Consider the following 10,187-nt stretch of genomic DNA (forward strand, 5'->3'; position numbering starts at 1 on the left):
CGGCGGCCCCGCCCACCGCGGGACCGGGCGCCGACGGCCTCACCGACCCCGCCGGCCGCGTGGAGGTCCCGGCCGAGCTGACCGACGTGCTCGCCGAGGGCGGCGCGCCACCCGCGCTGGCCCTGCCGTCGGCCCGGGCGCTCGGCGGCGAGGCGGCCGAGGTGCTGCGCACCGACCCGTGGCGGCTGCTGACCGTGCCGGGCGTACGGCCCGAGCAGGCGGACGGCTTCGCCCGTGCGCTGCTGGGCCCCGACCACGACCCCCAGGACCCCCGCCGCGGCCCGGCGCTGGCCCAGTGGCTGCTGCTGCGCGCCGCGCTCAGCGGTCACACCGTGCTCGACCACGACACGCTGGTCCGGCAGCTCGCGGGTCTCGGTGTGGCGGACGCGGAGGCCGCCCTGGAGTCGGCGGTCGCCGAGGGCGACGTCGTCGACTTCCACGAACCGGACCCCGAGGCGGAGGAGGCCGTCGAGCCGTCCGGCTCGCCTGACGACTCCGACTCACCGGACGACGAGCCCGACCACGCACCACCGCCCGGCATCCGGCTGTACGGGCTCGAACGCTGGGCGGTCGCCGAGGAGTCGCTGGCCGAGGGGCTGCACCGGCTGGTCAGCACCTTCGCCGCCGAACGCCGGGACACCGCCTCGCCGCCCCCCGGCGGCGCCGAGGCGTGGGAGACGGCCGCCCGGGCCACCGGGTCACCGTCGGCCGCCGAACTCGTCCGGCTCGTCGGCGGCCACGCGCTCGTGACGCACACCGGTGGCGAGGCCGCCCGGGCCGAGATCGCCGAGCTGCTGGTGGCCGCGGCCTCGCTGGGCCTGCGGGCCTGGGCGGTGACCGCCACGGACGACGCCCGGGACCGCTTCGCCGCGCTGCTGCCCGAGCCCGCCGACCCTCCGTCCCACGAGGAGCCCGCTCGCCCCGGAATCGCCACGCTCGCCGGGCTGCTGGCCGGTACCGAGGGCCCGGGACGGGAGGCAGAAGGCGCGCTTGCCCTGGATCTGCTGGCCGTCACCGACGCGGCGCTGCTGGACACCGAGGCCGGGGCGGCGGCGGTGGAGTCCCTGGCGGACGGCTCACGGCTTGTGCTCAGCGGCGACCCGCACGGGCTCGGGCCGGTCGGCGCGGGCCGGGTGCTCGGAGACGTGCTGGCCGCCGGCGCCTGCCCGCACGTGGCCTCCCGCACGCCCGATCCCGGGCCGCTCGGCGAGCTGGTGTCCGGTGTCGGGGCGGGTGAACTGCTCCAGGTCGAGGCGCCCGACCGCGAGCTGGTGATCGTACCGGTGCGGGACGCGGGTGAGGCCGTGCACCGGGCGGTCCAGCTGGTCGGCGACTCGGTGCCGCGGGCGGTCGGCGTGCCCGCCTCGGACACCCGGGTCGTCACCGTCGGGCACGGCGGCGGCGCCGGCACGGGCGCGCTGAACGCCGCGCTCAAAGCCCGGCTCAACCCGGGCCCGGGCGCCTTCGGCGGCTTCGATCCGGACGACCGGGTGGTCCACACACCGAGCCCCGGCCGGGCGATCCACGCCCGGGTGGTCGGTGCCGACGCGGACGGGCTGCGGCTGGAGAGCGCGGGCCGCACGTTTGTCGTACCGCGCGAGCTCGTCGGCACGACCGTCCGCCACGGCTGGGCCGTCACCGCCCACCAGGCTCTCGGACGCCGCTGGCCCGCGGTGGTCGTCGTCCTGCCGGGCGACGCCGGCGAGGCGCTGGACCGCCCGTGGGTCTACACGGCGTTCGGTCGTGGCCTGCGGCATGTGTCGGTGGTGCACGGCGTGGGTCCGGAGCTGCCGCGGGCGGTGGCCGAGCGGCCGGGCGCCGAGCGGCACACCCGACTGCGCTCCCTGCTGTCCGCCCAGGCCGCCGAGGCGGACTGAGCCCCGTGGTCCGTCCCGCCCGCCCTCCCGGGGGCGGGCGGGTCAGCGCCCGGGCTGCTCCGGCCCGTACAGCTCGTCCTCGTCGAAGACGGAGCTGATGTCGAAGCGGCAGACCACGCGCTGCGGGTCCGCCGCGTCGAAGGGCGCGTTCAGCCACTCCCCCGGCTCCGGCGCCTCGTCGGCGGCCTGCACCCACACCGTGGAGTCACCCTCCTCCAGGCCGAACTCCTTGTGGCGGGTGGCGATCTCGTCCGGTTCGAACTCGCCGAAGAGCACGCCGAGCGCCGCGTGCACGCTGCTGCCGGCCTCCTCGCCCTCGCCGGCCAGATCGGTCGAGTCCGGGTCGAGTTCGGTGATCCGCCGCGCCTGCGCCAGCAGCCGCAGCGGCTCGGCGACCGTGTAGTCCCGGCGGACCAGCACGCTCAGCGCGCTGGGATCGTCGGGCCCCAGGTAGTCCGGGACCTGGTCGCCACCGGGGATCTCGAAGGGGGTGACCTCGTCGTACGCGTCGTAGAGCAGCGCGTCGTAGGCCTCGCCGGCGGCGGCGAGTTCGTTGAACGCCGAGTAGACCGCCGCGTCCGCCTCCGCGGCTGGCTCCTCGGTCGCGTCCCGTCGTTCGATGGCGTCGAGGTGGCGGTCCAGCGCGGTCTTCAGCGCGTCGACGGCGGCTCGTACCTCGGCAGCGGTGGGCTGCGCAGCATCAGACATAGTGCAGACGCTATCCGTAGTCGGCCCCTACACGCACAATAGATGCGATGCCGGAATACGAATTTCGGGACGTGTACGTCCCACGAGGGGTTTCCCGCAGCGCGACCACCCGCCTGCTGACCGAACACGCCGAGTACGGGCACTGGGAGTTGGACCGTCTGAGGCTCCACCCGGACGGCAGCCGCCGGGTACGGCTGCGGCGGCGGATCATCCGCCAGCTGCGCGCCACCTGGTGAGCCACGCCGCCCGGCGTGGTGCCCGTTGGTGCGCCCGTCGACCCGCCGCGCGCCATCGGGCCGCGCACGCCATGAAGCGGGCTCCGCCCCCGCGGCACCCGCTTCATGTCCTATCTTGACCCGCCCTGTTTCTCACGGCCCGCTACGGGCCGCCGTGTCAGCGCTGCGACGCGACGCGCGCGCGGCGGTAGAGCACGTAGCCGCCGAGCAGCAGGGCCGCACCCACCGGCGCGGCGGCGCCCAGCGTCGAGGCGCCGGTCTGAGCCAGCTCGGGCTGTGCCTGCACCCGCTCGGTCTGTGTGGAGACCTGCTTCTGCGGGCCACGGTCCGACGGCTCGACCTCCTCGCCCGGCTTGCCCGGCTCCTCGGGAGTCCGGCTCTCCGGGCTCTCCTCCTCCGGAGTCTCCGGGGTGCGCGGCTTCTCGGGCGTCTCCGGACCGGGCTCCCCGGGCTTGCCGGGCTTCCCGGGCTTCCCGGGCTTTCCGACGTTGGCGCACTGGTTGCCCATGGCCGGGTTCAGAATGCCGACCACGTTGACGGTGTTGCCGCAGGCGTTGACCGGGACGTCGATCGGGGCCTGCACGTTGTTCCCGGAACCGACACCGGGCGAGCCCACTGCCGCACCGTCGGCGTGGGAGCCGCCACCGTGGTGGTGGCCGCCGTGGTGACCGCCGCCCTGGTGGCCGCCGCCCTGGTGGCCGCCGCCCTGGTGGCCGCCGCCGTGGTGACCGCCGCCCTGGTGACCGCCCTGGTCCTTGCCGCCGCCTTCGTTGCCCTTACCGCCCTGGTGCTTGCCCTTGGGCGGGGAGCTGACGTTGGCGCACTGGTTGCCCATGGCCGGGTTGAGGCCGCCGGCGACGGTGACCGTGTTGCCGCAGGCGTTGACCGGCACGTGCACCGGCGCCTGGACGGAGTTGCCGGAGAGCACGCCGGGCGAACCGTGGGCCTGGCTCTCGGCTGTCGACCCCGCGTGCGCGGTGCCGCTCGCCAGGGCGAGCACGCCGCCCGCCGCGGCAAACGTCACCAGACTGTTTCGGGTGGCCTGTCGCATGGTTGTTTTCCTGCCTCCTTGCTTGCGAGTACGCGAGCGGGGCGCGGCGTAGCGCCGCCAGTCGCACCTGCTCGCCGGAACCAGGCGACCCCGGAGCGCATGGCGCGCGCTCCGGGGTCGCGGCGTCATCCCTCGTGAAAGAGAGATCAGTGGTTGACGCAGGTGTTGCCGAAGGTCGGGTTCAGCAGCCCGATGACGGAGACGGTGTTGCCGCAGACGTTCACCGGGACGTGAACCGGAACCTGGATGACGTTGCCGGACAGGACACCGGGGGAACCCACGGCGGCGGCCTGCGCGCCGGCGGACGCGGAGGCGACACCAGCGCCAGCGAGCACCAGACCACCAGTGGCAGCCGCGGCAGCGACGACCTTCTTGAGCATTTTTCCTCCTAGTTGGCAATGCGATCCAAGCTGCGGACCGCACCACCTGTAACGAGGAGGCATGGGGCGGGCTACGACCAGTGCCGCCTATTCACCCGTCCTGAGTAGTCGCAAACACACGGCCGATTCGACCGTTCGACCTGCCGACGCAGCTCCGCCCCCGGCTTCACGCACCCCCAACCACCCTCCTGACCAGGTGTTTCCTGTGCCCGGCTCACCTCTCAGCACTGATCGAGGAACCGGTCCAGCACCCGCACGCCGAACTTCAGCCCATCCAGAGGTACCCGTTCGTCGACGCCGTGGAACATGCCAGCGAAGTCCAGCTCCGGCGGCAGCTTCAGCGGAGCAAAACCGAAGCAGCGGATGTCGAGGTCGTCGAAGTGCTTGGCATCCGTGCCGCCGGAGAGCATGTACGGCACGGCGCGGGCCGCCCGGTCCTCCGCCTTCAGCGCCGACTGCATGGCGTCCACGAGCGCGCCGTCGAACGTCGTCTCCAACGCCCGGTCGGAGTGCTCGGAGATCCGCTTGACCCGAGGGCCGAGCACCCGGTCCAGATCGCCCAGGAACTCCTCCTCGTGCCCGGGGAGGAAGCGCCCGTCCACGTGCGCGGTCGCCTTGCCGGGGATCACGTTCACCTTGTAGCCGGCGTTCAGCTGTGTCGGCGCGGCGGTGTTCTGGAGGGTCGCGCCGATGATCCGCGCGATACCGCCCAGCTTGGCGAGCGTCTCCTCCATGTCCTCCGGGTCCAGCTCGGTGCCGAGCGCGTCCCCGAGCTCGTCCAGGAAGGACCGCACGGTCTTGGTGACACGCACCGGGAACTTGTGCCGTCCCAGCCGGGCGACGGCCTCGCTGAGCTCGGTGATCGCGTTGTCCCTGTTGACCATCGAGCCGTGCCCGGCGGTGCCCTCCACCTCCAACCGCATCCAGTGCATGCCCTTCTGGGCGGTCTCGATCAGGTACAACCGCAGATCGTCGTTGACGGTGAAGGAGAAACCGCCCACCTCGCCGATCGCCTCGGTCACCCCGTCGAAGTGCTCCCGGTGGTGGTCGACCAGGTGCCGCGCGCCGAAGACACCGCCGGCCTCCTCGTCGGCGAGGAAGGCCAGCACCACGTCACGCGGCGGCCGACGCCCGCTGCGCATCCGGTCCCGAATGACCGCGAGCGTCATGGCGTCCATGTCCTTCATGTCCACCGCGCCCCGACCCCACAGGCAGCCGTCGGCGATCTCACCGGCGAACGGGTCGTACGTCCAGTCCGCGGCATCCGCCGGCACGACGTCCGTGTGCCCGTGGATCAGCAGCGCCGGCCGCGAGGGATCCTCCCCCTCGATCCGCGCCACGAGCGAGGCCCGCCCGCGCTCGGACTCGATGATCTTCGACTCCACACCCACCTCGGCCAGCTTCTCGGCGACGTACTCCGCCGCCGCCCGCTCGCCCCTGGCATCACCGCCGCCGAAGTTGCTCGTGTCGATCCGGATCAGGTCCCGGCACAGGTCGACGACCTCGTCCTCGCCGCTCACACCGGTGCCGCCGCCCTGCCCGACCGGGTTCGTCGCACTCACGCTGCCTCCTGAAGTAGTGGTCGCCCCCATCCTCCCGCCTCGGCACACCCCGCCCAAGGCCGCCGCGTGATCGAACCGCCCCCATCAGGTGTTATGGTTGTCGACGTCGCGGGGCCACGGCAGAGCCGGGCCCGCAGCTACCGGTCCGGGTGGCGGAATGGCAGACGCGCTAGCTTGAGGTGCTAGTGCCCTTTATCGGGCGTGGGGGTTCAAGTCCCCCCTCGGACACCACACAGAACCCCAGTTGACCTGGGGTTTTTCTGTTTCTCCGGTTGCGGCGTGGCCAACACGTGACCAACGGCAGGAGACGGCCGGACACTCGGATGCCGCGGCAACCGCTCCATGGCAAAGCGGCCCTCACAGTCCGCGCGCGAGGCGTTGGCCGTGAGGGCACGCTCGTGCTAACTCGCCTGCTGGTGGCGGTTCGCGAGCCAGAGGCCGGCCTGGGCGATCCAGACGGCCACTGCGACCGCCAGGAACCAGAACCAGAACGAGCCCACAGCGACGTAGGTCGTCAGCTTGAGGACGCACAGCCCGGCGATGAGCAGCGCGGAAAGCACCGCCAGGCGGGCCTTCCGCCGGTTGACCCGCTCGGTGCGACGCGGTCCGCCGCCGAGCCCGAGCGCGTACATCTCGACGTCACCGAACGCCTTCCGGGCTGTCGTGCCGGGCGTCTCGGCCAAGTGGGCGCGGGCTTCGGCCACGTGCTCCCGGGCCGCTTGCGCCGAAAGTCCGTGACGTCCGCGCAGCAGGGCCTCCAGGTGCGCCAGCCACGCCTCGCCGTCCTGCGTACGCCGCGGCCGGAGCCACTCGTCGGCCGTGCTGTCAGGCAGTCGGTGGGCGGCTACCGTCAGGGCTCCGGAGACTGCGAGCGGTACCCATACGGGCAGGGAGAACAGCACCTGCTGGGACAGCGCCGTGAACGCGGCGGCGCCGATCGCCGCACTCACCAGGCATGTTCCCGTGCTCGCGGCGAAGGCGCTTCTCCGGCCAGCGGTACGAAGGGCTACGGCGAGGCAGAGCGTCAGGGCGGCGACGACAAGCGAACCGACACCGACCAGCGACGCCGCTGACACCTCGATCGCCGTGTTCGCGCGCAGCCAGCGGCCCAACGAGAGGAGACAGCCCACGATGCCGGCGTACACCAGCGTGGTGGTCAGGACCCCTCCGGCCGTGTCGCCGGCCAGGTTGGTCTTGCTCACATGGCTGTCGTCGATGCGCTCGCCCGCGAGCGAGTCCGCGTACTGGCGGGCGTCACCGAACAGTTCACGCGCCGGCACTCCGGTCTCGGTGACCATCTCGTGGACCTCGGAGAGTATCCGCTCCGTCAGACCCGCAGGTGGGCGGTGCTCCAGTCGGAACTGGATCTCGAAGTTGGCAGCCCACCTGTCGTCCTCTTCCCGCTCCCACCGAATGTCACTGCCGGTAGTCATACCTGTGGCCCCCCTGTCAGTTCGGTCACGGTCGTAGTGAACTCACGCCAGGATCTGCGCAGCTCAAGGAGCCGGTCGCGCCCCTCGTCGGTGATGCTGTAGTACTTGCGCCCCGGCCCACTCTGACCGGCCGCCCACCGCACCTCCACCGCGCCTTCCTCCGCCAGACGAGTCAGAGCCGGGTAGAGGGTGGCGGGTTTGATCGTGTCCAGGCCGGCCTCCGACAGGCGGTTCAGCAGCGCGTAGCCGTAGCTCGCGCCCTCACCCTCCAGGATGCCGAGCAGGCACAACTGCAACAGCGCACGCGACCAAGCCGCTTCCGCCGCAACCACGGACGCCCCTCCATCGATTCTCTGACTATTCTGAGTTTCAGAGTAGTAGGAGAGTCGAATCTTGTCACGTAAGGCTCACCTCGGGCGGATCAGGACGCACGGCCACTCCGTCACGCGGGCATGCCCGTCGAAGGCGTCGTGTGCCGCGGCCGCTGCGGCTGAAGGGGGCCGCGGCCCGGGACGGCGGGCCGACGGCGGTCGGGAGTCAGACCGCGAGGGGGAGGTGCTGACGGAGGACTACGGCGTTGAGGTGGAGGGAGAAGGGGACCACGTCGGTGGGCGCCAGCGCGCCGGCGCGGGTTTTGTCGACGCCGAGGGTGACGTCGATGCAGCAGGCGATCGCGTAGAGGTGGTCGTCGGTGTCGGTGTCCTGGAGGGCGAAGAAGAGGTCGCGGTAGTAGCTGGTGTGATCCGGGGTTTCGTCGTAGTAGGAGAGGCCGGGTGAGCCGTCCTGGGCGGCGAGTCCGGTGAGGGCCTGGAGCAGTTCACGTTCGACGGTGTCCCAGAAGCGGGCGTCGGCGGACTCCTGCGGCAGCGCCTGCCGCACCGCCTCCTTGAGCGACAGCACCATGACCATGACCGGGGCCTCCTCCTGGAGCCTCCAGCCGCGCACCATGCGCACTATCTCGCTGCCGGGTACGGCGGCGGCCGCCTCCCGGATGTGTTCGAAGTCGAAGTTGACGGTCGCGGGGGCGATCGCGTCCTGGAACAACCGGTCGACGGCCCGGGCCTGTTCGAGGTGGCCCGCTCCCACCTCGATGACGGTTCTGAAACTGGCGGTCATGCTTCCTCCTGCGGATGGTGGTGGTGATCACAGGGTGGTGATCAAGGGCGCCGGACAGTATGCCGATCACGGCATCTCGGCAGGAGCCCCGTCCCGCCGTGCGGGCGGTGGACGGGTGCGGATGCGGAGAGTCACGGCGTGTCCGTGCAAAAGGGCACAGAGCGGCGCGGCAGTGTGGCGGGATTCGTACACACGAGCGCCGAGCTGAAAGGAACACCATGCAGTCGACCCGTCCGGGAGCCGTGCGCCGCCTCGTCCTGGCGGCGGGGGCGATCCTCGCTCTGCTGTTCAGCGGACTGATGGCACCGGCCGCCGCCACCGCGGCCACCGACAGCGAACCGACGGCCGGGCACGGCAGGACCCTGAAGGTCGTACTCGTATCGGGAGCCCCCGTCTTCGGGGACCCCGAGAGCATCGACCCCGGCAACACGCTCCTGTTCGAGGAGACCGCCTATGCGCACGGCAGGAAGGCCGGCGACGCCCTCACCCGGATCCAGTTCCTGGAGGGCGGCAGCTTCCTGCTCGACTGCACGGTGCGGCTGAAGAACAAGGGCAACCTGGTCTTCGCCGGTGGCGAAGAGGTGTCCAACATCGAGGCCAAGCTCACCTTCGCCGTCACCGGTGGCACCGGGCACTTCAGCGGGACCGGCGGCCACGTCGACATCACGCCGACGACCCACAGGGGCGAGGAAGCCGCGCTCCTGACCTTCCACCTCAAGCACTGATCCGCGTTGCAGGGGCGGCCCGGAGTCCGGGAGGCCGTCGGGCGCCCCCGCAGTGGGTGGGAGACTGTCCTGGCAGGCGCTCGGGCAGGCACAGGGGACGGCGGTGGGGATGGCACGTAGGCGGCAGGTCCCGTCTTCGCCGCTGGAGCAGCGGATGGGCGTCGATCCCGTCCGGCTGCGGCTGCCGGCGGATCCGGACGGGTGGTGGCCGACCGTGCGGGACCATCTGGTGGCACGGTTCGGGCAGGCGATCGGTGCCCGGCAGGTGGACGAGATGCTGGCGGCAGGGGACTTTGTCACGGCGGAGGGGCCGCTTGCGCCTGAGGCGCCCTACCGCGCCGGGCTGTTCGTGTGGTTCCACCGGGAGTTCGCGGCGGAGGAGCGGGTGCCGTTCGAGGTGGAGGTCGTGTACCGGGACGAGCGGGTGGTCGTCGCCGACAAGCCGCACTTCCTCGCCACCACCCCGCGCGGCGGGCACGTCACGGAGACCGCGCTCGCGCGGCTTCGCCGCGATCTGGACCTGCCCGAGCTCCAGCCCGCACACCGCCTGGACCGGCTCACGGCCGGGCTCGTTCTCTTTGTCGTCCAGCCGCGCCACCGGGGCGCCTACCAGGCGTTGTTCCAGCGGCGGCAGGTGCGGAAGGAGTACCGCGCGGTGGCCGGGTACGACCCGGCGGTGCCGCTTCCGGCGACCGTCCGGAGCCGCATCGTCAAGGAGCGCGGGGAGCTGACCGCCCGCGAGGTGCCGGGTGAGCCCAACAGCGAGAGCCGGATCGAGTTGCTGGAAGAGCACGAGGGGCGGGGCCTGTACCGCCTTGTCCCGCACACCGGCCGCACTCACCAGTTGCGCGTCCATATGAACGCGCTGGGCCTGCCGATCCTCGGTGACCCGCTCTATCCCCGGGTGGTCGCGGAAGCGGAGCGCGACGACTACGCACGCCCGCTGCGGCTGCTCGCCGCCTCGCTGGAGTACACCGATCCCGTGACGGGCGAGGCGTCCCGGTTTGCCAGCCGCCGTCGGCTGGGCCCCCTGTGAGGGGAGCACCCAGCCGACCGGAGGGAAATCGGGTGTGGGGGTGGAGGTGGGGAACCTAGGGTC

Annotated in this window: 11 protein-coding genes and 1 tRNA gene; 5 read left to right on the forward strand and 7 right to left on the reverse strand. The window is 72.1% G+C overall.

Annotation, left to right across the window (positions count from 1 at the left end; all coding sequences use genetic code 11):
• Window positions 1–1,877 (forward strand): helix-hairpin-helix domain-containing protein (locus FNX44_RS17930; protein ID WP_143649293.1); only part of this gene is annotated, 1,877 nt, incomplete at its 5' end.
• A gap of 42 nt (window positions 1,878–1,919) precedes the next feature.
• On the opposite strand, the gene FNX44_RS17935 is transcribed toward FNX44_RS17930, so the two are convergent.
• Complete coding sequence (locus tag FNX44_RS17935; RefSeq protein ID WP_143649294.1) at window positions 1,920–2,585, reverse strand: hypothetical protein; 666 nt, start codon at window positions 2,583–2,585, stop codon at window positions 1,920–1,922.
• 47 nt (window positions 2,586–2,632) lie between these two features.
• Here FNX44_RS17935 and FNX44_RS17940 point away from each other — a divergent pair, with 47 nt between their 5' ends.
• A complete protein-coding gene (locus FNX44_RS17940; protein ID WP_143649295.1) occupies window positions 2,633–2,821 on the forward strand; it encodes a DUF5703 family protein in 189 nt (62 codons plus the stop codon).
• Between the two features lie 157 nt (window positions 2,822–2,978).
• Here the strand turns inward: FNX44_RS17940 and FNX44_RS29720 are convergent, their stop codons facing one another.
• The 3 genes from FNX44_RS29720 to FNX44_RS17955 form a co-directional block, all read right to left on the reverse strand.
• Window positions 2,979–3,872 carry a chaplin gene (locus FNX44_RS29720; protein WP_143649296.1) on the reverse strand — a complete coding sequence of 298 codons (894 nt, stop codon included), beginning with the start codon at window positions 3,870–3,872 and terminating at the stop codon, window positions 2,979–2,981.
• Between the two features lie 146 nt (window positions 3,873–4,018).
• Complete coding sequence (gene chpH / locus FNX44_RS17950) at window positions 4,019–4,252, reverse strand: chaplin ChpH (protein ID WP_143649297.1); 234 nt, start codon at window positions 4,250–4,252, stop codon at window positions 4,019–4,021.
• Between the two features lie 221 nt (window positions 4,253–4,473).
• Window positions 4,474–5,844 (reverse strand): M20/M25/M40 family metallo-hydrolase, encoded by a 1,371-nt coding sequence (locus tag FNX44_RS17955; protein WP_143649298.1) that lies wholly within the window; start codon window positions 5,842–5,844, stop codon window positions 4,474–4,476.
• A 113-nt stretch (window positions 5,845–5,957) separates the two neighbouring features.
• Here FNX44_RS17955 and FNX44_RS17960 point away from each other — a divergent pair.
• A tRNA-Leu gene (locus FNX44_RS17960) sits at window positions 5,958–6,045 on the forward strand.
• A 170-nt stretch (window positions 6,046–6,215) separates the two neighbouring features.
• Here FNX44_RS17960 and FNX44_RS17965 read toward each other — a convergent pair.
• From FNX44_RS17965 to FNX44_RS17975, 3 genes are all read right to left on the reverse strand, one after another.
• On the reverse strand, window positions 6,216–7,247 hold the full coding sequence (locus tag FNX44_RS17965) for a hypothetical protein (protein WP_143649299.1): 1,032 nt from the start codon (window positions 7,245–7,247) through the stop codon (window positions 6,216–6,218).
• Window positions 7,244–7,579 carry a PadR family transcriptional regulator gene (locus tag FNX44_RS17970; RefSeq protein WP_323369474.1) on the reverse strand — a complete coding sequence of 112 codons (336 nt, stop codon included), beginning with the start codon at window positions 7,577–7,579 and terminating at the stop codon, window positions 7,244–7,246. Before FNX44_RS17970 ends, FNX44_RS17965 begins: the two co-directional genes overlap by 4 nt.
• A 205-nt stretch (window positions 7,580–7,784) precedes the next feature.
• Window positions 7,785–8,363, reverse strand: a complete 579-nt coding sequence (locus tag FNX44_RS17975; protein ID WP_143649300.1) for a Type-2Aa cytolytic delta-endotoxin — start codon at window positions 8,361–8,363, stop codon at window positions 7,785–7,787.
• 218 nt (window positions 8,364–8,581) lie between these two features.
• On the opposite strand from FNX44_RS17975, the gene FNX44_RS17980 reads away from it, so the two are divergent.
• Window positions 8,582–9,088, forward strand: coding sequence for a hypothetical protein (locus FNX44_RS17980; protein ID WP_143649301.1), 507 nt, complete (start codon window positions 8,582–8,584; stop codon window positions 9,086–9,088).
• Window positions 9,089–9,197: 109 nt separating this feature from the next.
• Complete coding sequence (locus FNX44_RS17985) at window positions 9,198–10,124, forward strand: pseudouridine synthase (RefSeq protein WP_143649302.1); 927 nt, start codon at window positions 9,198–9,200, stop codon at window positions 10,122–10,124.
• Window positions 10,125–10,187: the final 63 nt, after the last annotated feature.

This window comes from Streptomyces alkaliterrae (genome assembly GCF_007097205.2).
Taxonomy (GTDB): Bacteria; Actinomycetota; Actinomycetes; order Streptomycetales; family Streptomycetaceae; genus Streptomyces; species Streptomyces alkaliterrae.

Bases quoted from the DNA above. Each gene is read 5' to 3' on its own strand.
- FNX44_RS17935 (WP_143649294.1), bottom strand. From the start codon at position 2,585: ATGTCTGATGCTGCGCAGCCCACCGCTGCCGAGGTACGAGCCGCCGTC.
- FNX44_RS17940 (WP_143649295.1), top strand. From the start codon at position 2,633: ATGCCGGAATACGAATTTCGGGACGTGTACGTCCCACGAGGGGTTTCC.
- FNX44_RS29720 (WP_143649296.1), bottom strand. From the start codon at position 3,872: ATGCGACAGGCCACCCGAAACAGTCTGGTGACGTTTGCCGCGGCGGGC.
- chpH (WP_143649297.1), bottom strand. From the start codon at position 4,252: ATGCTCAAGAAGGTCGTCGCTGCCGCGGCTGCCACTGGTGGTCTGGTG.
- FNX44_RS17955 (WP_143649298.1), bottom strand. From the start codon at position 5,844: ATGGGGGCGACCACTACTTCAGGAGGCAGCGTGAGTGCGACGAACCCG.
- FNX44_RS17965 (WP_143649299.1), bottom strand. From the start codon at position 7,247: ATGACTACCGGCAGTGACATTCGGTGGGAGCGGGAAGAGGACGACAGG.
- FNX44_RS17975 (WP_143649300.1), bottom strand. From the start codon at position 8,363: ATGACCGCCAGTTTCAGAACCGTCATCGAGGTGGGAGCGGGCCACCTC.
- FNX44_RS17980 (WP_143649301.1), top strand. From the start codon at position 8,582: ATGCAGTCGACCCGTCCGGGAGCCGTGCGCCGCCTCGTCCTGGCGGCG.
- FNX44_RS17985 (WP_143649302.1), top strand. From the start codon at position 9,198: ATGGCACGTAGGCGGCAGGTCCCGTCTTCGCCGCTGGAGCAGCGGATG.